Source organism: Leisingera thetidis (assembly GCF_025857195.1).
Taxonomy (GTDB): Bacteria; Pseudomonadota; Alphaproteobacteria; order Rhodobacterales; family Rhodobacteraceae; genus Leisingera; species Leisingera thetidis.
This window is the reverse complement of record NZ_CP109787.1, coordinates 2,568,039-2,594,231: the sequence shown is the minus strand read 5'-3', so window position 1 is coordinate 2,594,231 and position 26,193 is coordinate 2,568,039. Positions and strand designations below refer to the sequence as shown.

Sequence of the window (26,193 nt, the reverse complement as noted above, 5' to 3'; positions counted from 1 at the left end):
TTGTAAGCACCCGCCAATCGCTGCTGAGAATTCGCCGCGCCCGTGCTATCTTCCGCCCAGCCACACTTTAGGAGGATGGCGCCATGACAATCCAAACAGTTAAATTCACCACCCTGGCTGCAGCGCTGTGCCTGCTTGCAGCCCCGGCCTTTGCCGGGCAATGCCCGTCGGACATCGCTGCCATAGACGCGGCGGTGGAGGCGGGCACCTCGCTGTCGGAAGAGGATCTGGCAACGGTCCAGGAACTGCGCGACGAGGGCCAGGCGCTGCATGACAGCGGCGACCATGACGCCTCGGTCGAGACCCTGGCTGAAGCCAAGGCGATGCTGGGCATCGAGTAACGCAAACAGAAAACGCCCGGCAGCTGGCCGGGCGTTCCAGACTTGAAAAATCGGTCCGCTTACAGCGCGTCCTGCACGTCCTGCGCCGCGCCGCTGATCGCCTGGCCGGCCTTGGAAATGTCGCGGCCCGCGCCCTTGGCGGTTTCACAGGCGGCCAGGCCCAGCAGCATCAGCGCCAGCGCAAAAATCCGGATCATCGTCGAAGGCTCCTCATATCTGCCCAGGGCTTTTGCCGCAGTATCTAGCAAGCCGCCCGGGCGCAGGCCAGCGGATTTGCAGCGGCGGCGCGGCGGAGGACGGAGCATTTACCAGAAATTTGCAACTTATAAGGTAGTGCAATCCCCGAAAATCGCGAGTACCTTGATATTGATCAACGTTGTACCTTTGTCGTCACGGTAACCTGTGCGGAAATTGGAACTGGAGGGCATGTGATATGAACTTTTCCACCAGAAAACAAACGCTTGAAATGCGCCGGATGCAGCTGGCCGGAACGCTCGCCAATGCCGGGCTGGCGCCGGACGCGGCGCGGATGGGCTCCTCCCCGCAGCGCAGGGCAGGCCGTGCGGGCGCCGGTTCGATAACCATGCCCGCCAAGGCCAGCCTGGACGAGCTGCGCCGCATCGATGCGGCCCTGGCGCGGCTGCGCGAAGGGTCTTACGGCTATTGCCGGATCTGCGGCGATGACATTGCCGACGACTGGCTGGACCAGCGCCCGGCCTCGCCGTTCTGCCGGAGCTGCGCGCTGTAGCGGCGCACGCCGCGCCGCCCGGGTCTTCCGGGGCCGTTGTTCCGGCATCGATGCATCCTGCGTTTCGCAAAAGCCGGCGGGCCGCCAGCCCGCTGGCTTTTTTGCGGGGCGGGGGCAAAGCCAGTTGTCCCGCTGCAGCGCTGCACTACTTTAGGCATTCGCGCAAAGGCCCCGTTGCCGTGCCGGCCCGGATATGCCACAACCTGCCTGACCGACTGAACAAATGAGTTTAGCAGATGCCAGATTTCGCCGAACGCCGCCGCATGATGGTGGATACACAGGTCCGTCCGTCGGATGTCACGAAATACCCGATCATCGAGGCCATGCTGGCGGTTCCGCGCGAGCAGTTCGTGCCGGACGCGCAGCGCGAAGCGGCCTATGCGGACCAGAATGCAGACCTCGGCGGCGGCCGGGTGATGCTGGAGCCGCGGACCCTGGCCAAGATGCTGGATGCGGTGGATATCCAGAGCGACGAGCTGGTGCTCGATGTGGCGTGCGGGCTGGGGTATTCCACGGCGGTTGCGGCCCGGGTGGCGCAGATGGTGATCGGCGTCGAGGAAGACGAGGACATGGCGGCTGATGCGCAGGGGCTGCTGTCGGAGACCGGCGCGGACAATGCGATTGTCCACACTGGCCCGCTGGCGGAGGGGGCGGCAGAGCATGGGCCCTATGACGTGATCCTGGTGCAGGGCGGTGCCGAGGACCTGCCCGCAGGGCTGCTGGCGCAGCTCAAGGATGGCGGCCGGATTGCGGCGCTGATGCTGACCGGGTCGCTGGGCGAGGTGAAGATCGGCTACAAGAGCGGCGGCCAGGTGTCCTGGCGGTTCGCCTTCAATGCCGGTGCGCCGGTTCTGCCGGGCTTTGCCAAGGCACAGGAATTCGCGCTCTGACCGGACAGGCCGGGCGCAGCGGCTGACAGAGTGCAGCCGCGCAGGAAGGGGAGAGGCCGGGCGCTGGCAGAAACGGGCGCCTGGACAGGGACAACTCACCGCGGCTGGCGGCGCGGCAAAAGATAAGGCAACCGATGCGAATGAAATTTCCGGCGAGTGTGTTCAAGGCTTTTGTGTTTGCCGGCGGCGTGGCCGCCACGGCTCTGATGCCGCTGAAGGCGGCGGCGGACAACCTGTCCGATGCGATGATCGGCGCCTACAAGACCAGCGGCCTGCTGGAGCAGAACCGGGCGCTGCTGCGGGCCGCGGACGAGGATGTGGCCATTGCCGTCTCCCGTCTGCGTCCGCTGATCCAATGGACGATCACGGCCAGCCACGCCTACAGCCGCGGCGTCAACCAGGTCGGCAACTTCAATGAGTTCTCCGACAACGATCTCAGTACCCAGCTGCAGCTCACCCAGCTGCTGTACGACGGCGGTGAGACCCGGCTGCGCAAGCAGGCCGCGCAGGAGCTTGTGCTGGCGGCGCGCCAGCAGCTGCTCAGCATCGAGCAGTCGGTGCTCTTTGCTGCCGTGCAGGCGTATGTGGGGGTGCTGCAGGGGCAGGAGAATGTCGCATTGCGCCGCAACAACCTGCGTCTGCTGCAGGAGGAGATGAAAGCGGCCCAGGACCGGTTCGAGGTGGGGGAAGTCACCCGCACCGATGTCGCCCTGGCGGAAAGCCGGGTGGCGGCGGCCCGCGCCAACCTGACGGATGCCGAAGGCACGCTGCTGACCGCCCGTGCCACCTATTTGCAGGTCGTCGGCCACGCGCCGGGGGCAATTGCGGGCCAGCCCAGGCTGCCGTCGCGGGCGGTGTCGATCGACCAGGCCCAGTCGATTGCGGCGCGGAATCAGCCGGACCTGGTCGGCCAGCAGCATTCGGTCAAATCCGCTGACTATCTGGTGCAGGCCGCAACCCAGGCGTTGGGTCCAACCGTAAGCTTCCGCGCCACCGCCGGGCTGAGTGAGAATATCAACGACAGCACCGGGACCGATACCGATGCCGCGGCTTCAATCCTCCTGACGCAGGACCTCTATGCCGGCGGGCTCAATGCAGCGACCCGGCGCCGCGCAATCGCCAGCGCCGATGCCGAACGCGGCTCCCTGATCAACACGCAGCGTTCAGTCCGCCAGAGCGTCAGCGCGGCCTATTTCAACGTCGAAACGGCCCGTGTCAGCCTGATTTCCTCCGGCGAGCGGGTGCGCGCGTCCAAAGTGGCCTTTGACGGCATCCGCGAGGAGGCCACCCTCGGCGCCCGGACCACATTGGATGTGCTGCAGGCCGAGCAGGAGTATCTCGACGCCCAGACCGAACAGGTCAACGCACGGGCCAACCAGGCCACTGCCGCCTACCAGCTGCTGCAGGCGCAAGGGCTCCTGACAGCAGAGCATCTGGGGCTGGCGGTGGAGATCTACGACCCCTCGCTCTACTACAACCTGGTGCGGAACGCGCCTGCGCAGCACAGCAAGCGCGGCAAGGATCTGGACCGTGTTCTCAAGGCCTTGGGGCGGAACTGAGAATTCATCCTATCGGTTGTGCGGTGGCGGGAAGGCGGCTACACTCTGTCTTAAGAGGCAAGAGTGGTTCAGAAAATGTCCGACCCAGTTACCCATGCCGAGATTGAAGATGTATTGTCCTCGATCCGCCGCTTGGTGAGTGATGACAACCGTGGCGAGTCTGCAGCGCCTGAACCGGCGGCACGGCTGGTCCTGACGCCGGCCCTGCGGGTGCAGGCCCCCGAATCCCGCGACAGCTATCCGCCGGCTGACGATGCGCCGGCTGGCGATGCGCCGCAGGCTGGCGGGGCAGGGCGCGCGACTCCGGTTCCCGGCGAGGCGGAGCAGGCAGCGCCGGCTGAGCCCGGCGGTGCCGCTGCGGATGCGCCTGCTGCCGAAGATGCCGGGCCAGCGGACAGCTTCGCAATCCTGGCCGAAGAGCCGCCGATTGCCTTCCGCCACCGCAGTTCTTTGCCGCCGGCCGGACCCGCGCAGGATGGCGGACCAGCGGACGCCGTGCCGGAAGCGGCACAGGCTGGAACGGATCCGGCCGGATCGGACACGGCTGAACCGGAGGTTGCCGCGGCGGAAGCGCCTTGGGGCGATCCGGATGCCACATTGTTTGCCGCGGCAGCGGAGGCAAAGCAGCCGGGGGACGGCCCGGACTGGGGAAGCCCTGCAAAGGATTATGTTTCGGGCACGGCAGGATCGCGGGCCGCTTCGGTGGTGCGCAAGATTGCCGAACTGGAGGCCCGCACCTCCCGCTCGCAGGACCGCGTGGAGCAGCACTGGGAGCCCGACAGCCAAACCGAGGCCCCCTTTGCCGCCAGCGGTGCCGATACCATTGAATGGCGCGACGAACCGCTGCCTGCCCGCCGCGCCGCTTCGGGCGGCAAGACAGCCGGGGCGGAGGAGGCGGACACCGCATCCCTGGCGGAGGCCGCCATTGCCGGCGCGGCGCTGGAGACGCTGGCGGACTCCGGCGACAGCTATCTTGATGAGGACGGCCTGCGCGATCTTGTCGCCAGTATCGTGCGCGAGGAGCTTCAGGGTCCGCTCGGGGAACGCATCACCCGCAACGTGCGCAAGCTGGTGCGCCGGGAGATCCAACGCGCTCTGGCCGCGCATGATCTGCTCTGACACCGGCTGCAGGACAGGCCGGTTCCGGCACGATCAGGTAGGCAGGATCAGGAAGACACGGACAAGAAGGCGCGCTGGCAGGCGCGCCTTTTTCCGTCTCTGCTGATGGGGGGGCGGGGCAGCTCCCGCCCGGCGCGCGGCTTTGAAAGCCGCTTGCCAGTTGGGCCCGGCGCCGCGCTTTGCGCGGCGCCGGGCCCAAGACCGCAGACGGTTCTGGCCCTGGCCAGGGCAGGCTGCGGGCGCGGGAGGCCCTGCCTGCCTGCTGCCGGGTCAGAGCTGCACGGGCCGGGACAGCGCCAGCAGCCGGTCCAGATCCATGTAGCGCTCCAGATGATCCGCCAGCGCGTCCAGCGTTGCCTCGACACCGTCCTCGTATCCAGCCTGGCTTGCGTGCCCCAAGGCGTCCAGCACGCTGGCGCGGAACGCGTCCGAGGAAAACAGCCCGTGCAGATAGGAGCCCTTCACCCGCCCGTCTGCCGAGGCCGCGCCCTCGGGCCGCCCGTCGATGTCCAGCCAGGCGCGGGTGCAGTCCGCGCCTGTCGTGCGGCCCATGTGGATCTCATAGCCGCTGACCGGCAGGCCGCCCGCGCGGGTCACCGCTTCGGTCAGGGTGACGCGCTTTTCCCCCGCCATCACCGTGTGCACGTCCAACAGGCCAAGACCGTCCACCTTGCCGGGACGCCCGTCGACGCCCTCGGGATCGTCGATGGTCCGGCCCAGCATCTGGTAGCCGCCGCACAGCCCCAGCACATGGCCGCCGCGCCGGTGATGCGCCAGGATATCAATGTCCCAGCCCTGGCGGCGCAGATAGGCCAGATCGCCGATGGTCGACTTGCTGCCGGGCAGGATGACCAGACCGGCATCGCCGGGCAGCGCGCGGCCGGGCGGCACGATCTCCACCGTCACTTCCGGCTCTGCCGCCAGCGGGTCGAGGTCATCGAAATTCGCCATCCGCTCCAGCTGCGGCACCACCACCTTGCAGGCGCCGCCCTGGTGCGAGGCAATGTCCATCATGTCCTCGGCCGGCAGTTTCCAGGCATCCCAGAACCACGGCACCACGCCGAGGCAGGGCCAGCCGGTGCGCGCGGCTATGTCGTCGCGGCCGCCATCGAACAGGCTGAGGTCGCCGCGGAACCGGTTCACCATGAAGCCCGCGACCCGCTCCAGGTCATCGCGTTCAAGCACCGCATGGGTGCCGACGATCTGGGCAATCACCCCGCCGCGGTGGATGTCGCCGGCAATCACCACCGGGACCCCTGCGGCGCAGGCAAAGCCCATGTTGGCGATGTCGTTCTTGCGCAGGTTGGTCTCGGCCGGCGATCCCGCGCCCTCGATCAGCACCAGATCGGCATCCGCCGCCAGCCGCCGGTAGCTCTCCAGCGCCGCCTCCAGCAGGCCCGATTTGTCGCGCAGGAACGACCCGGCGCCTTGCGTGCCGCGGCGTTTGCCCTGCACGATCACCTGGGCGCCGGTGTCGGTCTCGGGCTTCAGCAGCACCGGGTTCATGTCGGTATGGGGCGGCCGCATGGCGGCGCGCGCCTGCAGCGCCTGGGCGCGGCCGATCTCGCCGCCCTCCGGCGTGACCGCGGCGTTGTTCGACATGTTCTGCGGCTTGAACGGCGCCACCTTCAGGCCGCGCCGCACATAGGCGCGCGCCAGCCCCGCCACAATGAGCGACTTGCCGACATTGCTGCCGGTGCCCTGGATCATGATCGAACGCGCCCGTGTCATCTTGCTGCCAGCTCCCTGCCTGCGCCTGCCTGTGCAGGCCTGCATAGCAGGTTAGGCCGCGCCGTCCATAAGCGCTGTGCCGGAACCGCCAGCCGGCGGCCGCCGAGCGACGGCTTGACCCTGCGGAAAGCAGGGCGCGCAAAGAAAAACGCGCCCCAAAGGGACGCGCTTTTCAGCACTGCAGGCAGCAGCCCTTAGGCGGCTTCTGCCTGTGCGGCATTGCGGCGTTCGCTTTCTTCGCGCGACAGCGCGACCGAGGTCCGCACCCCGCGGCCGACAAAGTCCATCAGCCCTTCGACCACCCGCTCATTGGGGTCGATCCCGGCACAGGACAGCACTTCGCGGCCATCGCGCGAGCGTGCCCAGCGGGCGATCTGTTCCGGGCCATTGCCGTATTTCTTGTCATCGGCGATGGCATCATCCAGTGCGGCCAGGACAACAGCGGCAAAGAGTTTGCGGGCGCGGTTGCCTTGCTCGTTGTTATAAGCGGTGCCGTCTACGAAATCTCGCATCTCGTATCCCTTGTTGTTCTTGCTATTGCAATTTTCGGCGTAGCGCTGCTTATGGCGGAATTGTGACGATTCGGATAGCCCGCAGATGCATAGCTTTCATGCAAATTGCGCATAGCTTATCCGCCCAGTCTCCATACCATATCCTTGTCTTGCCAGCGTTCTGCCTGCCAGATATAGGGTCTTGCAAGTTTTCAACAACCATCTGAAAGGCATTTTCCCATGCCCAAGATCAACGGCAACGAAATCCGTCCCGGCAATGTTCTGGAACATAATGGCGGCCTTTGGGCAGCGGTGAAAGTCGATCACGTCAAACCCGGCAAGGGCGGCGCCTTTGCCCAGGTCGAGATGCGCAACCTGCGCAACGGCTCCAAGCTCAATGAGCGGTTCCGCTCGGCGGACAAGGTGGAGCGCGTCCGGCTGGAGCAGAAGGACCAGCAGTTCCTCTACGAGAGCGACGGCATGCTGGTGTTCATGGACGCCGAAACCTACGAGCAGATTGAACTGCCCGCGGACCTTCTGGGCGACCGCCGCCCGTTCCTGCAGGACGGCATGATCATCGTGGTGGAATTCTACGAAAGCGAGGCGCTGAACGCGACCGTGCCGCAGAAAGTGACCTGCAAGATCGTCGAGACCGAGCCGGTTGTCAAAGGCCAGACCGCGGCAAACTCGTTCAAGCCCGCGATCCTGGACAACGGCGTCAAGGTGATGGTGCCGCCGTTTGTCGGCCAGGACGAGATGATCGTGGTCAACACCGAGACCATGGAATACTCCGAGCGGGCGTAATCCCGCACAGGTCAGCACCAAACAGAACGCCCCGTGCAGCACTGCGCGGGGCTTTTCTTATGCGGGCGCGTGTCAAAGCATGAACCGGCTGCGCCTGCACCAGCAGCACCGGACAGCCGGCCGGATGGTCTGAAACGCCGGATGCTGCCGGGCGGCCTGACACTGGATGTGCCGCCGCATCGTCTGTTGCGCCGCCTGAGGCGATCGGCCTTCTCCAAGGGGCGCCTTGCGGGGCCATGGACCATCCATCAGTGATCGAATACCGGACGCAACCGCCGGGGGGCGTTCCGTGTCCGGAACGCGCTTCAGGTCATAGCGCAAGATCGACTGCATCCGTCTGCGGTGGATCAATTCCAACCGCGCAAACGCCGGCGGGGCGGGGGGCTCCTCCGCATCAGGCCAATCCTGTCATGATCAAAGCAGACAGTGCATCCCAAAACCCGCAGGCCGCCGTGTGCGGGGACGTCTTGGATCTGGACAAGCTATCCCAAGGCCGTGCAATTCTTCGAGCGACAGGTTTATTCCCGTTCCATTGGTTCAAAGGAGCTGCGATTGAGAAAATACGCCTTGCCGGCTTTGTCGCAGCTTCACACGTTTGAGGCCGTGTCCCGGCGGATGAGCTTCACCGCCGCTGCCGACGAATTATGCCTGACGCAAAGCGCGGTCAGCCGGCAGATCAAGGCTCTGGAGGCCGCGCTCGGCCGCCCCTTGTTCCTGCGCAAGCACCGCGCCATCGAGTTGACGCCTGAGGGGCGGCAGCTGTTTGATGCGGTGACGCGGGGGCTGGATGAAATCGGGCGCTGCGTGACTGAGCTGCGTGTGACCAGCGAGGCGCCCCAGATCACGGTCGCGGCCTCGGTTGCCTTCTCCTATTACTGGCTGATGCCCCGGCTGGAACGGTTTTCCGAACGCCACCCGGACATAGACCTGCGCGTTCTGGCGACAGACCAGGCGGTCGACCTGACACGAGAGGAGGCGGATGTCGCCGTGCTTTATGGCGAAAACGCCTGGCAGGGCGTTGAAGCCCGGAAGCTGTTTGCCGAGAAGGTCTATCCGGTCTGCAGCCCTGCCTATCTGCGCGATCATCCCAATTTGCGCCGCCCCGCCGATCTGCTCGATCAGACGCTGCTGCATCTCGATGGCGGCGGCAGCATTTGGGGCGCCGTTGACTGGCAGGTGTGGCTGGCGCGGCAGGGTGTCACCGGCCAGCCGGTCCGCCGCGGCATCCGGCTGAACAGCTATCCGATGGTGCTGCAGGGGGCGGAGGCCGGGCGCGGGGTTGCTTTGGGGTGGAGCTATATCACCGACGAAATGCTGGAAAGCGGGCAACTGGTCTGCCCATTGGATTTGCCGCTGGAAACCCGGCACAGCTATTACATCGGCGCATTGCAGGACAAGGTGGCGCAGCCGGAGATTACCGCCTTCCTGAAGTGGATGATGGAAGAATGCGAATCTGGCGAAGGTTTCGCATGATCTGCGGGAATGCGTTGCATTCAATATGATCGTTTGAGAGAGCCGCCGATTCGCCGCTTATTGGACCTCAGGAAACGCCACGAGGTCGCTCATGCCTGCAACCGCCATTCGAAAACCGAACCGCCGGGGCCGCGCCAAGCCCGAAGCCGCCCCCGCGGCATCCCCTGTCAGCCCGGGAATGGTTGGCGGGCGGTACCGGCCCCTCAGCCAGTCAGAGATGGAGCGGATCCACGAGCTGGTGCTGCGGCTTCTGGCGGATCTGGGTCTCAGCCAGGTCACTCCCAGCCTTGAGGCGCGCGCCGTCGCGGCGGGCTGCCGGGTGGACGATGCGGGCCGCCTGCGCTTTCCGCGCGCATTGGTCGAGGATGTGATTGCCCGCACGAGGCGCAAGTTCACCCTGCACGGCATCGACCCGGCGCATGACATCGAAATCGGCGGCAAGCGCGTGCATGCGGGCACCGGCGGCGCGGCGCCGACGATTATGGATTTCCACAGCGGCAAGTACCGCGAAAGCACCGTCGCCGACCTTTATGATATCGCGCGGCTGGTGGACCGGATGGACAATATCCACTGGTATCACCGCTCGGTCGTGGCGCGGGATGCGCATACGATCCTCGATCTGGATATCAACACCACCTACGCCTGCCTGTCGGGCACCGCGAAATCCATCGCCGTCAGCTATACCGACAGCGCCAGTGTCCGCGCAGTGATGCCGATGCTGGACGCGGTGGCGGGCGGCGACGGCAAGTTCCGCGAACGTCCCTTCTGCACTGCCGTCTGCTGCCACGTGGTGCCGCCGATGCGCTTTGCGACCGAAAGCTGCGACGCGCTGGAGGCGGCGGTGGAGGCGGGAATGCCGATCCTGCTCGTGGCTGCGGGCCAGGCCGGGGCAACCGCGCCTGCCGCCCTGGCCGGGGCCGTGGCGCAGGCCTGTGCCGAGGTTCTGGCCGGATTGATTTTGTGCAACATCATCGACCCGGACTGCCGGGGCATCTTTGCCACCTGGCCCTTTGTCAGCGACCTGCGCACCGGCGCGATGTCGGGCGGGTCGGGCGAGCAGGCGCTGCTGTCTGCCGCCTGCGCGCAGATGGCCGGTTTCTACGACCTGCCGAATTCGGTCCCTGCGGGGATGACCGACAGCAAGCTGCCGGACATGCAGGCGGGCGGAGAGAAGGGCTACACCATTTCGCTCGCCGCCCATGCCGGGGCCTCGATGATTCACGAATGCGCGGGCATGCAGGGCAGCCTGATGGGCACCAGCTTTGAGAGCTACGTGCTGGACAACGATCTGATCGGCGCCATCCTGCGCACGGTCAGGGGTGTCGAAGTCAGCGAGGACACGCTCAGTTTCGACGTGATCCGCGGCGTTGTGCTGGGCGAAGGCCATTACCTTGGCCACCCGCAGACATTCAACCGGATGAAGACCGACTACCTTTACCCGGAGATCGCCGACCGCCGCAGCATCAGCGAATGGGAGGACGCCGGCGCCCGCGACGCGCGCGAAGTGGCGCGGGACAAGGTGCAAACGATCCTGGCGGACCACTACCCCCGCCACATCCCCGAAGCCCTGGACCGGCAGCTGCGCGAGAATTTCAACATCATTCTGCCCCGCGGCCGGATGTCCGGCGGCAACGGCGTCTGGTGAGCCAAGCAGGAAAGGATTCCGTCATGCAGTCTCATGCAAAAGTGGTGATCGTCGGCGGCGGCATGATGGGGGTGGGCCTCGCCTATCACCTCGCCGAAGAGGGCTGGAAAGACGTGGTGCTGATCGAAAAGGGAGAGCTGACCTCCGGCTCGACCTGGCACGCGGCAGGCCAGTGCCCCAGCTTCATCGGCAATTACAACATGGCCAAGATCCACCACTATTCCAACACGCTCTACCCGCGGCTGGAGGAGATCACCGGCCAGCCCGCCGGCTGGCATGGCTGCGGCGGCATCCGGCTGGCCACCACGCAGCAAGAGGTGGACTGGTTCAATTACGTCGCCGGGTTCTCGGCCAATGTCGGCTTCCACATGGAGGTCATCGGCCCCGACCGGATCAAGGAGCTGAACCCCTGGCTCGAAACAGACGGCATTCTGGCCGGGGCCTGGACCAATATGGACGGCCATGTGGATCCGTCGAGCGCCTGCAACGCCATGGCTGCCGGCGCGCGGCAGATGGGCGCCACGATCATCCGCCGCAACCGGGTGACGGGTATCAGCCAGTTGCCTTCGGGCGAATGGGAAGTGGTGACCGAACACGGCAGCATCACCTGCGAACATGTGGTCAATGCCGGGGGCTGCTACGCCCGCGAGGTCGGCCTGTGGGTCGGGCTGGATACGCCGATCACCAATATGGAGCACCACTACCTGGTGACCGAGGCGCTGGACGCGTTCAAGACCTGGGATGGCGAACTGCCGGTGATGCGCGACCCGGCCACCGCCGGATATTACCGTCAGGAGCAGAAATCCGGCCTGGTCGGCATCTATGAGCACTACGGCGCCAGGGAAGCCTGGGACCATCGCGGCGGCTGCCCCGAATGGGACAGCGAGAACGAACTGTTCGAAGGCGATATCGACCGGATCGCGCCCTGGCTGGAACAGGCCTTCGAGCGGATGCCGATCTTTGCCGAGGCCGGGATCAAGCGCATCATCAACGGCGCAATTCCGCACACGCCTGATGGCAATCCGCTGGCCGGGCCCGCGCCTGGGCTGCGCAATTTCTGGCAGTGCTGCGGCTCGTCCATCGGCATCGCGCAGGGCGCGGGCGTCGGCAAATACCTGGCGCAATGGATGGTGCACGGCGACAGCGAGATCAACATGGCCTGCGTCGATCCGCGCCGCTTCGGCGGTTTTGCCGATCAGGCCTACACCCGCGCCAAGAGCTTCGAGGATTATCACGAGATGTTCGTGACTCCGCTGCCGGGCCGCGAGGCCGCCGCCGGCCGCAAGGTGCGCACGACGCCGCTCTATGAGCCGCTCAAGGCCAGGGGCGCGGTTTATTCCCAGGTCTTCGGCTGGGAGCGCCCGAAGTATTTCGCGCCCGAGGGCTTTGCCGAAGACCTGCAGTTCCGGCGCAACAATACCTTCGCCATCGTGGCCGGGGAATGCCGGGCGGTGCGCGAGCGCGTGGGCATCTGCGACCTGTCGAGCTTTGCCAAATTCGACGTGACCGGGCCGGAAGCGGAAGCGCTGCTGGACCGTCTGACAGCCAACAAGCTGCCGAAGAAACAGGGCGGTATCACCCTGACCCATGTCCTGTCCGGCAATGGCCGGATCATCGGTGAATGGACCATTACCCGTCTCGCCGATGACCGCTTCTATGTGCTGACCGGCGCGGGCGCCGAACTGCAGGCGCGCGATCATCTCAGCGTTGCCGGAAACGGCGTGACAGTGACCAATGTGACCGATGATTTCGGCATCCTGGTGGTGGCCGGCCCCAAGGCGCGCGACGTGCTGCAGCCCCTGACCGGGGCGGATCTTTCCACGCCCTCCTTCCGCTGGCTGTCGGGGCAGGAGATCACCATCGCGGGCGTCGCCCTGCGCGCCCTGCGCGTGAACTATGTGGGCGAACTGGGCTGGGAACTGCACGCGCCGATGACCCGGCTGGCGGAACTCTACGCTGCCGTCCGGGAGGCTGGCGAACCGCACGGCATTTCCGATTTCGGCGTCCATGCGGTGAACAGCCTGCGCATGGAAAAGGCCTATCACGGCATGAACACGGAACTGACCAACGAAATCACCCTGATCGAGGCCGGCAGCACCCGCTTTTACGCCCCGGAAAAAGGAGAGTTTCAAGGCCGTGCGGCAACTGAAACGGTCCGACAGCAGGGCATCGCCGCCAAATTGGTCTATGGCGAGGCCGCCGCAACCGATTGCGACATCTACGGCGGCGAGCCGGTGATGCAAGGGGACAGGGTGGTGGGTGTCTGCACCTCGGGCGGCTACGGCCATGCCACAGGCAAGAGCCTCGGCTTCGCCTATGTCGATCCGGCGGCTGCCGCAGGGCTGGAGGTGGTTATCCTGGGCGAACGCAAGGCCTTTACCCTGCTTGACGCCCCGGTTTGGGACCCCGCCAACGAACGCCAGAAGGCATGAACCGGCGCAGCTCCCGGAACAGGCGCGCGGTGAAAACTCTGCGCGCTGCCTGGTCCGCCGGTGAGGGGGATCCGGGGCGGCCCTAAAACCTGTCCGGACTGAAGGCTCCGATGTCCTGGTCCGGCCGCCGCCCTGCTATGGCATCTGCGACCAGGCGCCCGGTGGTGGCGGCAAGCGTCAGCCCCAGCTGGCCGTGGCCGGTGGCGAAGGAGACATTGGCCAGTTTCGACGTTCTGCCGATGATCGGGCGGGTGTCGGGGGTGAACGGGCGGCGCCCCATGCGCCGTCTGCGCGTGCCGGCCTGCAGCCCCGGCAGCACCCGGCGGGCGCGATTGACCAGCACATCCGCCCGGCGCCAGTCCGGCGCGGCGGCAAGACCGGCAAATTCCACCGTGCCGGCCACCGCCAGTTCCCGCTCGTAAGGCGTGATGCCGAAGCCGCCCGCCGGGTAGAAAACCGTGTGCTTCAATTCCACCCCGGCATCCTGCAGACCGGTCGAATAGCCCATCAGCCCTTCCAGCTGCAGCCGGATGCCCAGCTGCCGGGCCAGCCCCCTGGACTGGCTGCCTGCCGCGATCACCACCTCGTCGGCGGCCAGCCGCCGCCCGTCCGCCGCCCGGACGGCCGTGACCCGCGCGCCGTCGCGCTCGAACCCCGCGCAGGCCAGCGGCAGCACCGTGCCGCCGCGCTGCGCAAACACCTGCAGCAGCGTTTCCACCAGCCGCTTGGGATCGGCCACAAAGCTCCAGTCCCGCAGCACCGCGGCATATTTGAAGCCGGCGGCGATGGCGGGCTCCATCTCCTGCGCCTCCCGGCCGCTGATTTCGTCGATGGTGCAGCCCAGCTCCCGCGCCAGGCCAAAGGCCGCGCCCATGGTGGCCTTGTCGCGTTCGCCGTCGAACAGCTTGATCACCGGCCGCTCCACCAGCAGCTCCGGGGCGCCGGCATCCGCCAGCTGCGCCCTGACATCCGCGGTGGCGGCAAAGGTCAGCCGGGCCAGGTCGGCGGCAATCGCCCGCATCCGCGACGGCCGCGCATTGGCGGTGAAACGGGCAAGCCAGGGCAGCAGCCCCGGCACGCTGGCGGGCCGCAGCGACAGCGGCGCCTCCGGGTCCAGCAGCCAGCCCGGCACCTTCATCAGCAGGCCCGGCTGCGACAGCGGCACGATCTCCCCCACCGCGATGCAGCCGCAGGACGCCCAGCTTGCGCCCTCGCCAGCCGGGCCAGGCTCCAGCACGGTGACGCTGTGGCCATCCGCCTGCAGCGCCAGCGCGCAGGAAATGCCGGCAACGCCGCCGCCGGCAATCACCACCCGTTTCACGCGGGCGCCGCCAGCGCATCGAGCTGGGCTAGAAGCTCAGTGCTGACCGCGACACCCTCGGCTTCCGCTGCCGCGCGTTTCTTCAGCCGTCCGTCACCCGGAACGCGGGCGGCGCCATTGCCCTCGATCTCGGCGCAGATGCGGGTGATGTAGCCGCCAAAAGCCGCATTGCCAAAGCGGCTCGGGTCAATCGCGATCAGGGTGGCGCCGCCCTTGATGTTGAGCGCGCCAAAGGACTCGCGCTCCTGGTTGTCGACCGACAGCGTGCCGCCCGCCAGCGCCGCGCCCAGCACCTCGATCATGAAGGCAATCGCCGCGCCCTTGTGCTCGCCGAACGGCAGCAGGCTGCGGGTTTCCAGGATCGCCTCGGGGTCGGTGCTGGGGTTGCCGTCCGGATCCAGCCCGGCAGCCCGGGGCAGCTCGTGGCCCTCGGCGGCGGCCATGCGGATATCCATCAGCGCCACCATCGAGGCCGCCTGGTCCCAGACCACAGGTGCCGCGCCCTCGCGCGGGCAGGCAAAGGACATCGGGTTGGTGCCGAACACCGGGCGCACGCCGCCCTGCGGCACCACCATCGACAGCGAGTTGATCACCGCCAGCGCCACCAGCCCGGCCTCGGCCAGCGGCTCGGTGTCAAACCGCAGCCCGCCCAGGTGGTGGCAATTGGCGCAGGTAAAGGCGGCAATGCCGTTCTCACGCGCCAGGGCAATGAGTTCATCCCGCGCGGCGGCGGCCGCAATCTGGTAATAGCCATTGTCGCCGTCACCGCGCAGCACGCCCGGCGCGATCTTTTCGACCGAGGGCGCCGCGGCGCCATTGGCATAGCCGGAGGTGAAGCTTTGCGCATAGACCGGCAGCATCCGCAGCCCGTGGCTGCGCGGGCCGTCGCGTTCGGACCGGGTGACGATATCGGCGATGACATCGCTGCCCCGGTCATCCATGCCCGCGGTCACAAGGACGGATTTTGCCAAATCCCGCACTTCGGCGAGTGAGAGCGGTTTTGTCGAACGTGTGGTCATCGGCTCGGATCCTGTCCTTGTGTCGGGTCAAAAGGGCGCCGTGGCGCCCGCAGTGTCAGGCTTGGTGCAACGCGCGCTTCTTGGCAACAAATTCATCCAGCGCGCCGCGCTGATCATCCGGCATCGGCGGCTGCACGTAGGTGTCCAGCATCCGCCGGGCCTCCTCGCGGCCCACCAGGTCCGCGGTCTTGGCGCCTTCCGCTTCCCATTGCTCGAAACTGTCGTTGTTCTGCAGCGGGTTCATGTGCATCGGGTTCTCGCGGGTGTGATCGGTGCCCAGGAAATGGCCGCCAGGGCCAATGGCCTCGATATCTGCCAGCAGCGCGTCCAGGTTTTCCTCTTGAAGGCCTGAAAAGAAGCGGTGGAAGTTCTCCAGCTGCAGGGTGTCCTGCACCCATTTTGAGTAACTGACCCCCAGCGCCCCTTCCAGAAAGCCGGCCGAGTGCACGATGTAATTGGCGCCGCCCAAGAGCACCGGCCACATGGTATTGGCGGTGTCGAAACCGGCCTGCATGTCCGGCGATTTCGACCCGGTCCACATGGTGCAGGTGCGCCACGGCACGCCGTAGAACCGGGCCATCTGACCCACCAGCAGGTTCATCAGCCCCGGCTCGGGCGAGCCCATCATCGGCGCGCCGGTCTTCATCGACACCCCCATGATCGCCACCCCCAGCACCATCGGCGCGCCGCGGCGGATGATCTGGCTGTAGGCCATGCCTGCCAGGCTTTCCGCGATCAGCAGCGCCACGCCGCCCTGCGGGCTGGCCGGGGCCGAGGCGCCGGCAAGGACAAAGGGCGACAGCAGGCAGGGCTGGTTGGCAGCCGCATAGACCCGCAAGGACTGCAGCATGGTTTCGTCCCAGACCAGCGGCGTGTTGCAGTTCAGGAGCGCCGCCAGCACCACGTTGCTGTCGACAAATTCCCCGCCAAAGACGATGCGCACCATCTCCACCGTGTCGCGCGCCGCCTGTTCCGACTGCACCGCCCCCTTGACCGGCTTGTCGGTCAGCGTCAGCGCCGCATGCACCAGCTCCAGATGGCGCTGCGGCACCGGCACGTCCTGCGGCTCCACCGGCAGGATGCCCGGAACCATCATCGACTGGCTCATCTGGCTCATCTTGAAGAAGTTATGCGCATCTTCCAGCCTCGAGGGGCGCCGCTTGCCCTCCAGGTCATAGACGAACGGCGCGCCATAGGCGTTGGCAAAGACCGAATGCCGGTTGCCCACCCGCAGCGAGCGCTCCGGGTTGCGCGCGGCATAGGCCCATTCCGACGGCACCGAGGAGATCAGCTCCATCAGCATGTCGCGGCCAATGCGGACCCGCGCGCCCCGCACATCGGCGCCCGCGCGTTTCCAGCCGGCCAGGGCGACCGGATCGCGGAATTCGATGCCGGTGGTTTCCAGGATCGTCATCGCCGCATTGTGGATCCTGTCCACCCCTTCCGGGCCCAGCAGGTCAATGGGGCCGACCTGGCGGTTCAGCGCGGGCAGGTAGACCGGGGCCGGGTTGGTGCGGGCCTTGACGCGCGCAGCCCGTCCGCCCCGGGCGCCGCGCGGCGCCCGTGTTTTCAGTTCCGTCATGTTCAGCTCCTAAGGGGCGGCCGGGATCAGGCCCGGGCGCGTGCGCTGGTTGGATCGACGGCGCAGATGCCGATCACCTCGGCGTCGCGCATTTCGTTGTGGACCATCACCTGCATGGACGTGCCTTCGGCGGTGTATTCCTGCGGCACCAGCGCCATTGCGATGTCGTGGTTGCAGTAGTAGGAGAACCCGCCCGAGGTGACCCGCCCGATGAGTGCCCCGTCCTTGTAGACGCCCTCATCCGCCAGCACCGAGGTATCGCCGAACGGCAGCTTCAGGGTGACCAGCGTGCTGTAGCCGCCCGCTTCCTTCTGCCTCAGCAGCGCGTCGCGGCCGATGAACTGCCGCCCCTCCAGTGCCACAAAACGGTCCAGACCGGCCTCGAAGGGGGTCATGTCCTTGCAGATCTCGCGGTTGATCGCGCGGTAGGATTTCTCCAGCCGCATCGATTCCAGCGCCTCCAGGCCAAAGGGTTTGACCCCGGCCTTCAGCAGCAGATCAACCAGATGCCGGTTGTAGCCGACGGGGTGATGCAGCTCCCAGCCCAGCTCGCCTGTGTAGCTGACGCGCAAGAGGTGGACGCCCTTGGCATAGCCGACCTCGCCCATCTGCGCGCTGAGCCAGGGGAAGGCCTCGTTCGACAGGTCATTGTCGGTCAGCTGCTGCAGGATCCCGCGGGACTTCGGACCGGCTAGGGCAATCACCCCCAGCTGTTCCGAGATATCCTCCATTACCACCGAACCGTCATCCGGCATGAGGCGCGACAGATAATCCCAGTTGTAGACCTGTCCGTTCGGGGTCGAGACCAGGTAGAAGTCGTTTTCGCCATAGCGGACGATGGTGTATTCGCCCTCCATGCCGCCCTGCGGGTTCAGCGCCACGGCGAGGGTCATGCGGCCAGCCTTGGGCAGCTTGTTGGCCATGATCCCGTCCAGCCATTTGGCGGCGCCGGGGCCGCGCACGGTGAACTTGGTCATCGGCGACATCTCGATGAAGCCCGCTTCCTCGCGCGTCACCCGCACCTCTTCCTGCACCAGCTCCATGTGATCAGTGCGGCGGAAACTGTGCTCGGGGATCGCCTCCTCCGGCGATCTGGCAAACCAGCGCGGGAACTCGTAGCCGTTGAAGGTGGTCCAGACGGCGCCCTGTGCTGTCAGCAGGTCATAAGACGGCATGGTCTTCATCGGCCGGGCCCCCGGAAGATCCTCGCCCGGAACATGGGCGTCCATATGGGTGCCCCAGGTCTCGCGCACCTTGTCCATGGTCCAGCGCTTGGAGGCATAATCGCCAAACCGGCGCGGGTCGATTTCGGACATGTCGATGCCGGGATGGCCGTCAACAATCCAGCGCGCCAGTCGCTCGCCCATGGTGCCGCCCCACAGGATGCCGCCGGGCACGCCCTCGGCCAGCCACAGATTGTCATGCCCCGGCGCCGGACCGCACAAGGGCAGCTCGTCCGGGGTCATCTGGAAGGGGCCGCGGGTGTTGGCCTTGATGCCCACTTCGCCTAAGGCAGGCACCCGCTCCAGCGCGCGCTCCCACTGGGTTTCCACCGCCTCGAAATCCTCGGGCAGCAGGTCGGCGCCGAAATCTGCGGGCACCTTGTCCTCGGCAAACAGCTTGAGGTCCTTTTCGAACTCATAGGGGCCGAACTGGAAGCCGCCGACATCCTCGCGCAGATAGGCGCCGTAATCCTCATCCCGCAGGATCGGGAACTCCGGCAGGCCTTCGGCGCGGCGCTCCTTCAGCAGCGGCACGGTTTCGGTGGTCCAATACTGGTGCACGATCGGAATGCAGGGCAGATCCAGCCCCACCCGGCGGGCGTTCTCGCGGGCATAGTTGCCGGTGGCAAAGATCAGATGCTCGCAGGTGATATCGCCCTTGCTGGTGGTCACCTTCCAGTGGCCGTTGTCCAGCTTCTCATACCCCTGCGCTTCGGTGTTCTGATAGACGGTGGCGCCCTGATCGCGCGCCAGCTTGGCCAGCCCCATGGTGATGTCGGCCGGGTTCACATAGCCGTCCTGGTCATGCAGGATGCCGCCGCGGATGTTTTCGTTCTGCGCCAGCAGCGGGTGGATCTCCTTGATCTCCTCCGGTGTCACCAAGCGGCAGGGCACGCCTGAGGCCTCGGCGATGGAGATATAGGACTGGAACTCGTCCCAGCGCTTTTCGGTGTTGGCCACCCGCAGCTGGCCGACCTGGCGCAGCCCGACGGATGTGCCCAGCTTCTTCTCCACCTCGCCGTAGATGCGGATGGTTTCCATCGTCATCTTCGAGATATTGTGCGAGCGCACAAAAGTCACCAGCAGGCCCGCCGCGTGCCAGGTGGAGCCCGAGGTCAGCGTGGTGCGCTCCAGCATCACCGCATCGCTGCAGCCGTGCTGGGTCAGGCCGTAAAGTATCGAGGCCCCGACACAGCCGCCGCCGACGACCACCACTTTTGCATGCGACTTCATAGTCCAACTCCTGTTTGCGGGTTTCCGGCAGCTTTGGCTGCAGCGGCAGAATTCCTGACGGTCTCGCCCGGCCAGTGCTGATCCCGAGCCCGGGCAATGATACCGCATTCTGGCGTCATTCCCGCAGCCGGCAATTGCAAAAATTCTCATCTTGGCTTAGCTGAATTTGCCCAAAGGCAACAAAAGAGACATGCAACAATCAACATTTCCGGCAGGAGGATAAGCCCGCTTTGCCCAGCCGCCCCTATGACCTGCCCCGGATGAGCTCCCTGGTCAGCTTCGAAGCCGCCGCCCGCAACACCAGCTTCAAGCTGGCCGCGGCAGAGCTGAATGTCACCCCCGCCGCGGTCAGCCACCAGATCAAGACGCTTGAGCGCGAGCTGCAGTGCAGCCTGTTCAACCGCTTTCACCGCGGCGTGGAGCTGACGGAAAGCGGCGCCTACCTGCTGGTCGCCTTGCAAAGGGGGTTTGAGGGGATCAGCGATGCATTTGAGCAGCTGCGGGCCCAGCACGGCCGCAGCTCGGTGACGATCCGCTCCAGCACCGCCGTCAGCTCCCTGTGGCTGACACCGCGGCTGGCGCACTTCTGGAAAAGCTACGAGCATATCTCGGTGGCACAGTTCGTCAGCGATACACAAAGAGCTGCCGGCGACTGCGACCTCAGCCTGCATTATGGCGACATGTCCCGTGACAACGGCCGCTGCAGGGTGCTGTTCCGGGATCGGATCATGGCACTGTGCAGCCCGCACTTTGCCTCCCGGCACCGGATCGGCAGCATCGGCGATATCGCGGAGGTCCCGTTGATCCACCTCGATTCGCTGGAAACCGGCGGCACGGACTGGCGCGCCTGGGCCCAGGCCCTGGGCTATTCAGGGCCGCTGAAATCCACCCACCGCGTCAACAATTATGTCATCGCGCTGCAAGCCGCACAGGACGACATGGGGGCCGTGCTCGGCTGGGAAGGGCTGACCGCGGATCTGGTCGCTTCAGGCAAGCTGGTCAAGCTGCTGCCAGAAACGATTTCTGCGCCGCTGGAGTTCTATGTCAAACTGCACAATCAGGCTTCCGACCGGGCCCTGCTGGTTTTTGACTGGCTGGCCGGCGCCCGGCACCAAAAGCGCTAGCAGGACGCTGCCGCGGCAGCCTGGAAGCGGGGAGGGTCCGCAAGCATGCGCGGCCTCCTTTCCACCAAGGGACAGCCTTGCTGCACATCTTCGAACCTGAACAAACGGAGCGCTGATCTGTCTGTGCCGGGACTGGCTGCTCGATGCCGCCTGGCACAGTGTTCTGCGGTGTCTGTTCTCAGGAAGCCGGGAGCGGCAGCCGCCCGCGAAGGGCCATCCACCTCCCGATGCCCTGTCAAACCTGTCCCGCCGCGCCCGGCAGCTGCTCGCCGCATAACACATATCCGACATTGCGGACGGTCTTGAGCGCAACCGGCACCGCAGGATCCGGTTCGATCTTCTGGCGCAGCCGGCAAACGAGGACATCGATGCTGCGGTCGAAAACCTCATCGCCGCTGACCCTGCTGAAGTCGATGAGCTCCTGGCGGGACATCGGGACGTTCATGTTCTGGCACAACGCGCGCAGAAGATTGAATTCATTGTTGGACAGGCCGGTCTCTGTGCCGTCGGGGCTGATCAGTTTCCTGCCGATGATTTTGAGGGTCCAGCCGTTGAAGCAAAACTCTTCCTGATTGCCGCCGCCGGCCGTGTTTCGCAGCTCTGTGTCAGGCGACGCGCGGCGCAGGACCGCGCGGACACGTGCCAGCAGTTCACGCGGGCTGAACGGCTTGGTCACATAGTCGTCGGCGCCCAGTTCCAGGCCGACAATCCGGTCCGCTTCGTCACTGGCACCGGTGAGCATGATGACGGGCGTCTCGGTGGTCCTGCGGAACTTCTGCAGAAAGACCAGCCCGTTTTCATCGGGCAGTTTCAGGTCAAGCACCAGCAGGTCCGTTTCATCCTCGCGCAGAAAGCCGCGGGCGCCCGCACAGGTCGGAAACGACCGGACCCGGAACCCCTGGTCTCCGAGATAGTCGCTCAGCAGCCCGCAAATGCCGGGGTCATCGTCAACTATCAGGATCGTTTTCGGGTCAGGCGCCATCGAACTCACATATTGGAAGCCTAGCGATTATTGTAGACTTCCCTCCCGCTGGCAACAGCTGCCCGCTGTCATGACCGCACCCGCGTTCTTCCGGGATCATAGAACGGCACTGGCACAATGCGCGCCTTGAGTCGCTTCTGGTGCCCATCAAGCTTGCCGATCTCAACACAGCTGCCCGCAGCCGCGCAGTCCTTTTCGATCCGGCACAGCGCGATGGTCTTCTTCAGGACCGGCGAGCGCGTGCAGCTGGTCACCACCCCGATCTGCGCGCGCCCCGAGAAGAGCGGATCACCGTGGCCGGCCAGCTCATTGCCGTCCAGTTCCAGCCCGGCCAGCTGGAAACGGCCCTGCTCCTTGCGGCGCTGCAACGCCGGCTTTCCGGCAAAATCATCGGTTTTGGACTTAAGGGGAACCGTGAAGCCGATGCCCGCCTCAAACGGGTCGACCGTGTCATCGAACTCATGATGGCCCATCACAAGTCCGGCCTCGATCCGCACCATCTGCAAGGCATCGGTGCCAAACGGCGCAATGCCGAACTCCGCCCCGGCCTCGGCAATGGCATCCCACACGGCCGGGGCGTCTGCGTGATGGCAAAACACCTCATAGCCCAGCTCGCCGGTATAGCCGGTGCGCGACACCACCAGCGGGACGCCGTCAAACCCATGCAGGCGGGCGATCGAGAACCGGAAACATCCCAGTTCCGCCAACGGGGTCTCGCAATCCCGTGTCCAGATGATCTTCTCCAGCGTCCTGCGGCTGAACGGGCCCTGGACCGCCAGATTGGCCAGCTGCCCGGCCGACGGTTTCACCCAGGCCTTGAAGTTTTCTCTTGCGGCAAGCTCGCGCAGCCGGACCCCGCAATAATCCTCGGCGCAGACCCAGCGGAACAGATCGTCGCCCATCCGGAACAGGGTTCCGTCATCGATCATGCCGCCGGTATCGTGGCACATTGCGGTATAGACAACTTCCCCCGCCGACAGTCTGCGGACATCGCGGGTCACCGCCAGGTTCATCAGGTCTTCCGCATCCGGCCCCGTGACCTCGAACTTCCGCAGGGAGGAGAGATCCATCATGACAACCCTCTCGCGGCAGGCATGGTATTCGCCGATGGTGCCGTGGTTCCGGTAGCTGGCCGGCAGCCAGACACCTCCGAAATCGCTGTAATCCCCTGTCAGGACAGAGGTCCGGCTATGAAAGGGCGACTGGCGTGTCAGGTCTGGTTTGGCTTCGGGTGTCATTCTTACCGCCACGGATTTGGAGAAGAGTTCAGTGCCGCTGTAGGTGCGGACATGGATGTCGGTCGGGTTCCACCCGTTCGCCGGATCAAGGTCGTTCGGGCAGGAGGTGGACAGGCAGACGCAATCGGTCAGCGCGCGCAGCAGCACATAGTCGCCGGGCCGCGACCAGGCCTCGTCGAACGACAGCGCATTGTCATGCTCGGTCCGGGAGTTGAAGAAGAAGTTCACCGCCTCCCAACCGGCCCGCGGCGCGACGTCATAGGCGGCGAGCCTTGCGTTGATATTGTCGGTGCAGTTGACATGGCCCGGATAGCCCATCTCTTCATAGAACCGCGCGAAACAGGCAAGGCCGAACGTATCGTGCCGCCCGACCGTGTCGCGGATGACCTCGAACATCGGCTCCTGGTCCACATTGAAGAATTTGGAGTGCAGCCCCGGTGCGGGGTAGGCTGCCCCCATCAGCGAGCGGGTCGTGGTGTGGTGAATGTCCAGCGCGCGCCCCCGGTCCAGCCCCCGCAGCGTCAGCGCCTGGAAGTCGGAGCATTGCCGGCCTGAGACGTCGATGATCTGGATGAATTCGCCGACTTTGACTTCATAGCTGACGGCAGAGGAGTGGGGAACATGGATGTCCTGCAGCGGATCGGCCAGCGGCTCCGGCAGTTTGCGCAGCAGGGATGTTTCCGGATTGGCCCGCCTGATCAGAACTTCCAGACGGGCCGGCGCATGGTCTCCTTCAACTGTCATGGCCGGGCTTGGCGCCGCGAACAGGCAATGACCGTCTTCGGCAATGGAAAAGCTGTGGCGCGCCCCGGGATGCGGCTGGGTCTCGAACAGCCGCAGCACCGCCTGTCCCGCCGGATCGAATTGCCTGCGCTTGATGAAACTGCGCAGCCAGGCAAGCGCCCCGGCGCTGTAATGCTGCGTGCCCGTGCCCTGCTCAAAAACCGCGGCCCCGGACTGCCCTTCGATCTCCTTGATGCCATGAGGATCCCGGCGCCCGTCCGGGGTCAGGAAAAGAAGATCGCAGAGCTGTCCGCCCTCGATTGCCACGACGTGCAGCGTATCGCCCGCAAAGACCCGGCAGGCCGAAAGCGACCTGGAGGCGACCTCGTCGCGTTCGATCCCCTGCTGCCAGAGAGAGACCCCCGGTTCGACAAGGTGGTTCCACCGGCTTGTGTTCACTGTGGGTAGGCCCATGATTCAGCTCCGTAATTCGCGTGCAGCAGGCTGCGTCAGCCGGTGAGGCCAAGCGCTTCGCTGCGCTTGCGGCTCCAGGTGCGCAGGATCCGGTCGGCGATGATGCCAAGGCTGGCAATGCACAGCCCTGCGATCAGCCCGCGCCCGGTGTCGCCATCCGACAGCGCCCGGGCGATCTGCTGGCCCAGGTCCTTGGTTCCGACCAGCGCGGCAATCGCGACCATGAACAGGCCCATCATGATGGTCTGGTTGATCCCCAGCATGATTTCCGGCAGCGCCAGCGGCAGCTCGACCTTCCACAGCAGTTGCCGCCTGGTGCAGCCGATTGCCTCGGCCGCTTCCTTGGTCTGGGCCGACACCCGCCGCAGGCCAAGGTTGGTGTAGCGGATCATCGGCACCGTGGCATAGGCGATGACCGCGGTGATGGCCGCCACGTCACCCACCTTGAACAGCATGACAACGGGGATGAGGTAGACAAAGGACGGGAAGGTCTGCAGCGTGTCGCAGATCAGCAGGATGAAACCCGACAGCCGTTCGCTGCGCGAGGCGAGCAGGCCCACCGTCAGGCCGATCACGATGCTGACAGCCACCGCCATGGCGATCATGTAAAGCGTGATCATGGTTGGCACCCAGAACCCGGTGACCAGCGGGAAGGCAGCCAGCGCGGCAACCGTTGCAGCCAGTTTCCGGCCTCCGACGCGGTATCCGGTCAGGCCAACAAGGGCGATGACAACGGGCCAGGGCAGCCAGAGCAGCGCATTGCGGCTGGGGATGAGAACATAGCTCAGCAGGACATTCTTGAACGCCTGCAGCCCGTCATACCATTCATCCGAAACATAGATGACGACAGCATCCCAGAACGGTGCGGATGTAACTGCATAGGCCGCCGGATAACGGTGCAGGCCCTCGGCAAAGGGCGCGGCGGCAGCCGTTGCGGCGCACAGGCCAACGGCAAGAAGAAGGATGCCGCGGCGGCGTGTCTGTTCGCCGCGCTTATAGGGATCATAGCGTGAGGCCGCCAGGCTGAGCCGGTCCAGCGCGACGGCCAGCACGACAATGGCAACCCCAAGTTCCAGAGCGGTGCCGAGCTTCAGGGAATTCAGTGCAATCAGCAGGTTGTGGCCCAGACCGGACGCCCCGATAAGGGAGGCAATCACCACCATTGCCAGGGTCTGCATGATGACCTGGTTCAGGCCCAGCAGCAGCGTTGCGGCGGCGGCGGGGAAACGCACCTTGGCAAGAAGCTGCCACTTGGTGCAGCCGGCCATCCGGCCGCATTCGATCAGCTCCGGCGACACCGACCGCAGACCGACCAGCGTGCAGCGGATCATCGGCGGGGCGGCAAAGATCACGGTGGCAATCAGCGCAGGCACCTGACCGAACCCGAACAGCACGACAATCGGGGCCAGGTAGGCGAAATGCGGCGTGCTCTGCATCACATCCAGCACCGGCGAGAGCACCCGCTCCAGCCGCGGCGCCCCGGCCAGCACAACGCCCGCGGCGATGCCCAGCAGCGCGGCAAACGGGACAATGACCAGCACCAGCGAAAACGAGTCCATCGCGGGTTCCCAGACGCCGAAGACCGCCAGAAAGGCGAAGCACCCAAGCAGGATTGCAGCCAGCCGCCGGCCGCCAAGAAGCAGCCCGGCAGTCGAGAAGATCAGCGTGACCGTCACCCAGGGCAGCGGCAGCAGCGGCACGCCGCCGAAACCGGAAACCAGCAGGCCTTCGGTGAAGGCAAGAGGCCACTCCAGCACCTGCGAAACGGCGCGGGTCAATTCGCGGAAGGTGAACAGGCCGAAATCCGCCTCATAGCCGAGCCAGTCGAAGAAAGCGGAAATATACCTGCTCAGAGGCATGACCCAGGACTCCGGGTACTCCCGCGCCCAGGCAAACAGAGTGTTCATGAGGTAGCCGGCGGCAATCACCGCCGCGGCGGCCAGCGCCAAATGCAAGCAGCGCAGGCCCATTGCAAAGGGCAGGGAGTTCCCGCTTGCGCCGCCGGAGGAGCGGGCGGCATTGGTGTTCACGGTCGTCATGG

At 65.7% G+C, this 26,193-nt stretch carries 21 protein-coding genes; 10 read left to right on the top strand and 11 right to left on the bottom strand.

All coding sequences use genetic code 11. The annotated features are described in order from the left end of the window. The first annotated feature begins 83 nt into the window (after nt 1–83). Nucleotides 84–341, top strand: coding sequence for a PA2433 domain-containing protein (locus OKQ63_RS12420; RefSeq protein WP_264210389.1), 258 nt, complete (start codon nt 84–86; stop codon nt 339–341). A 59-nt stretch (nt 342–400) separates the two neighbouring features. On the opposite strand, the gene OKQ63_RS12415 is transcribed toward OKQ63_RS12420, so the two are convergent. Then, on the bottom strand, nt 401–538 hold the full coding sequence (locus OKQ63_RS12415; RefSeq protein ID WP_264210388.1) for an entericidin A/B family lipoprotein: 138 nt from the start codon (nt 536–538) through the stop codon (nt 401–403). Between the two features lie 236 nt (nt 539–774). On the opposite strand from OKQ63_RS12415, the gene OKQ63_RS12410 reads away from it, so the two are divergent. The 4 genes from OKQ63_RS12410 (at nt 775) to OKQ63_RS12395 (ending at nt 4,657) form a co-directional block, all read left to right on the top strand. Then, nucleotides 775–1,089: a TraR/DksA family transcriptional regulator gene (locus OKQ63_RS12410; protein ID WP_264210387.1), complete on the top strand. Its 315-nt coding sequence runs from the start codon at nt 775–777 to the stop codon at nt 1,087–1,089. Nucleotides 1,090–1,325: 236 nt separating this feature from the next. Beyond that, entirely contained in the window at nt 1,326–1,979 is a 654-nt protein-coding gene (locus tag OKQ63_RS12405; RefSeq protein WP_264210386.1) for a protein-L-isoaspartate O-methyltransferase family protein, read from the top strand. A 134-nt stretch (nt 1,980–2,113) separates the two neighbouring features. Further along, a complete protein-coding gene (locus OKQ63_RS12400; RefSeq protein WP_264210385.1) occupies nt 2,114–3,538 on the top strand; it encodes a TolC family outer membrane protein in 1,425 nt (474 codons plus the stop codon). Nucleotides 3,539–3,613: 75 nt separating this feature from the next. After that, nucleotides 3,614–4,657: a hypothetical protein gene (locus tag OKQ63_RS12395; protein WP_264210384.1), complete on the top strand. Its 1,044-nt coding sequence runs from the start codon at nt 3,614–3,616 to the stop codon at nt 4,655–4,657. 270 nt (nt 4,658–4,927) lie between these two features. On the opposite strand, the gene OKQ63_RS12390 is transcribed toward OKQ63_RS12395, so the two are convergent. Together OKQ63_RS12390 and OKQ63_RS12385 are read right to left on the bottom strand one after the other, a co-directional pair. Next, the gene (locus OKQ63_RS12390) at nt 4,928–6,388 is read right to left on the bottom strand and encodes a cobyric acid synthase (protein WP_264210383.1); all 1,461 of its coding nucleotides are present in this window, start codon (nt 6,386–6,388) and stop codon (nt 4,928–4,930) included. Nucleotides 6,389–6,582: 194 nt separating this feature from the next. Then, nucleotides 6,583–6,900: a DUF6280 family protein gene (locus tag OKQ63_RS12385; RefSeq protein ID WP_008556013.1), complete on the bottom strand. Its 318-nt coding sequence runs from the start codon at nt 6,898–6,900 to the stop codon at nt 6,583–6,585. 219 nt (nt 6,901–7,119) lie between these two features. Between OKQ63_RS12385 and efp the strand changes: the two genes are divergently transcribed. Continuing rightward, nucleotides 7,120–7,683, top strand: coding sequence for an elongation factor P (gene efp, locus OKQ63_RS12380; RefSeq protein WP_264210382.1), 564 nt, complete (start codon nt 7,120–7,122; stop codon nt 7,681–7,683). A 72-nt stretch (nt 7,684–7,755) separates the two neighbouring features. On the opposite strand, the gene OKQ63_RS26120 is transcribed toward efp, so the two are convergent. Next, nucleotides 7,756–8,016, bottom strand: a complete 261-nt coding sequence (locus tag OKQ63_RS26120) for a TetR family transcriptional regulator C-terminal domain-containing protein (RefSeq protein ID WP_350356309.1) — start codon at nt 8,014–8,016, stop codon at nt 7,756–7,758. Between the two features lie 219 nt (nt 8,017–8,235). Here OKQ63_RS26120 and gcvA point away from each other — a divergent pair, with 219 nt between their 5' ends. The 3 genes from gcvA (at nt 8,236) to OKQ63_RS12365 (ending at nt 13,233) form a co-directional block, all read left to right on the top strand. Then, nucleotides 8,236–9,156, top strand: a complete 921-nt coding sequence (gene gcvA / locus OKQ63_RS12375; protein ID WP_264210381.1) for a transcriptional regulator GcvA — start codon at nt 8,236–8,238, stop codon at nt 9,154–9,156. A 91-nt stretch (nt 9,157–9,247) separates the two neighbouring features. Continuing rightward, on the top strand, nt 9,248–10,801 hold the full coding sequence (locus tag OKQ63_RS12370; protein WP_264210380.1) for a trimethylamine methyltransferase family protein: 1,554 nt from the start codon (nt 9,248–9,250) through the stop codon (nt 10,799–10,801). A 23-nt stretch (nt 10,802–10,824) separates the two neighbouring features. Further along, on the top strand, nt 10,825–13,233 hold the full coding sequence (locus tag OKQ63_RS12365) for an FAD-dependent oxidoreductase (protein ID WP_264210379.1): 2,409 nt from the start codon (nt 10,825–10,827) through the stop codon (nt 13,231–13,233). Between the two features lie 82 nt (nt 13,234–13,315). Here OKQ63_RS12365 and OKQ63_RS12360 read toward each other — a convergent pair whose 3' ends face one another. From OKQ63_RS12360 to OKQ63_RS12345, 4 genes are read right to left on the bottom strand one after another with little or no spacing between them, the layout of a single operon-like run. After that, on the bottom strand, nt 13,316–14,554 hold the full coding sequence (locus tag OKQ63_RS12360) for an NAD(P)/FAD-dependent oxidoreductase (RefSeq protein WP_264210378.1): 1,239 nt from the start codon (nt 14,552–14,554) through the stop codon (nt 13,316–13,318). Beyond that, nucleotides 14,551–15,573: an Ldh family oxidoreductase gene (locus tag OKQ63_RS12355; RefSeq protein WP_264210377.1), complete on the bottom strand. Its 1,023-nt coding sequence runs from the start codon at nt 15,571–15,573 to the stop codon at nt 14,551–14,553. Before OKQ63_RS12355 ends, OKQ63_RS12360 begins: the two co-directional genes overlap by 4 nt. A 55-nt stretch (nt 15,574–15,628) precedes the next feature. Further along, a complete protein-coding gene (locus OKQ63_RS12350) occupies nt 15,629–17,155 on the bottom strand; it encodes a trimethylamine methyltransferase family protein (protein WP_264210376.1) in 1,527 nt (508 codons plus the stop codon). A gap of 26 nt (nt 17,156–17,181) precedes the next feature. Next, on the bottom strand, nt 17,182–19,611 hold the full coding sequence (locus OKQ63_RS12345; RefSeq protein WP_264210375.1) for a GcvT family protein: 2,430 nt from the start codon (nt 19,609–19,611) through the stop codon (nt 17,182–17,184). A gap of 230 nt (nt 19,612–19,841) precedes the next feature. Here OKQ63_RS12345 and OKQ63_RS12340 point away from each other — a divergent pair, with 230 nt between their 5' ends. Continuing rightward, a complete protein-coding gene (locus OKQ63_RS12340) occupies nt 19,842–20,735 on the top strand; it encodes a LysR substrate-binding domain-containing protein (protein WP_264210374.1) in 894 nt (297 codons plus the stop codon). 235 nt (nt 20,736–20,970) lie between these two features. Here the strand turns inward: OKQ63_RS12340 and OKQ63_RS12335 are convergent, their stop codons facing one another. The 3 genes from OKQ63_RS12335 to OKQ63_RS12325 form a co-directional block, all read right to left on the bottom strand. Continuing rightward, the gene (locus OKQ63_RS12335) at nt 20,971–21,717 is read right to left on the bottom strand and encodes a response regulator (RefSeq protein ID WP_264210373.1); all 747 of its coding nucleotides are present in this window, start codon (nt 21,715–21,717) and stop codon (nt 20,971–20,973) included. Nucleotides 21,718–21,785: 68 nt separating this feature from the next. Next, a complete protein-coding gene (locus OKQ63_RS12330; protein ID WP_264210372.1) occupies nt 21,786–24,152 on the bottom strand; it encodes a DUF1989 domain-containing protein in 2,367 nt (788 codons plus the stop codon). Between the two features lie 35 nt (nt 24,153–24,187). Next, entirely contained in the window at nt 24,188–26,191 is a 2,004-nt protein-coding gene (locus OKQ63_RS12325; protein ID WP_264210371.1) for an ABC transporter permease, read from the bottom strand. Nucleotides 26,192–26,193 lie beyond the last annotated feature (2 nt).

Excerpts from the sequence above, each read along its gene's own strand:
- OKQ63_RS12365 (WP_264210379.1), top strand. The coding sequence starts at position 10,825 with ATGCAGTCTCATGCAAAAGTGGTGATCGTCGGCGGCGGCATGATGGGG.
- OKQ63_RS12335 (WP_264210373.1), bottom strand. The coding sequence starts at position 21,717 with ATGGCGCCTGACCCGAAAACGATCCTGATAGTTGACGATGACCCCGGC.
- OKQ63_RS12355 (WP_264210377.1), bottom strand. The coding sequence starts at position 15,573 with ATGACCACACGTTCGACAAAACCGCTCTCACTCGCCGAAGTGCGGGAT.
- OKQ63_RS12370 (WP_264210380.1), top strand. The coding sequence starts at position 9,248 with ATGCCTGCAACCGCCATTCGAAAACCGAACCGCCGGGGCCGCGCCAAG.
- OKQ63_RS12350 (WP_264210376.1), bottom strand. The coding sequence starts at position 17,155 with ATGACGGAACTGAAAACACGGGCGCCGCGCGGCGCCCGGGGCGGACGG.
- OKQ63_RS12345 (WP_264210375.1), bottom strand. The coding sequence starts at position 19,611 with ATGAAGTCGCATGCAAAAGTGGTGGTCGTCGGCGGCGGCTGTGTCGGG.
- OKQ63_RS12330 (WP_264210372.1), bottom strand. The coding sequence starts at position 24,152 with ATGGGCCTACCCACAGTGAACACAAGCCGGTGGAACCACCTTGTCGAA.
- OKQ63_RS12400 (WP_264210385.1), top strand. The coding sequence starts at position 2,114 with ATGCGAATGAAATTTCCGGCGAGTGTGTTCAAGGCTTTTGTGTTTGCC.
- OKQ63_RS12410 (WP_264210387.1), top strand. The coding sequence starts at position 775 with ATGAACTTTTCCACCAGAAAACAAACGCTTGAAATGCGCCGGATGCAG.
- OKQ63_RS12415 (WP_264210388.1), bottom strand. The coding sequence starts at position 538 with ATGATCCGGATTTTTGCGCTGGCGCTGATGCTGCTGGGCCTGGCCGCC.
- OKQ63_RS12395 (WP_264210384.1), top strand. The coding sequence starts at position 3,614 with ATGTCCGACCCAGTTACCCATGCCGAGATTGAAGATGTATTGTCCTCG.
- OKQ63_RS12405 (WP_264210386.1), top strand. The coding sequence starts at position 1,326 with ATGCCAGATTTCGCCGAACGCCGCCGCATGATGGTGGATACACAGGTC.
- OKQ63_RS12325 (WP_264210371.1), bottom strand. The coding sequence starts at position 26,191 with ATGACGACCGTGAACACCAATGCCGCCCGCTCCTCCGGCGGCGCAAGC.
- OKQ63_RS12385 (WP_008556013.1), bottom strand. The coding sequence starts at position 6,900 with ATGCGAGATTTCGTAGACGGCACCGCTTATAACAACGAGCAAGGCAAC.
- efp (WP_264210382.1), top strand. The coding sequence starts at position 7,120 with ATGCCCAAGATCAACGGCAACGAAATCCGTCCCGGCAATGTTCTGGAA.
- OKQ63_RS26120 (WP_350356309.1), bottom strand. The coding sequence starts at position 8,016 with ATGCAGTCGATCTTGCGCTATGACCTGAAGCGCGTTCCGGACACGGAA.
- OKQ63_RS12420 (WP_264210389.1), top strand. The coding sequence starts at position 84 with ATGACAATCCAAACAGTTAAATTCACCACCCTGGCTGCAGCGCTGTGC.
- OKQ63_RS12390 (WP_264210383.1), bottom strand. The coding sequence starts at position 6,388 with ATGACACGGGCGCGTTCGATCATGATCCAGGGCACCGGCAGCAATGTC.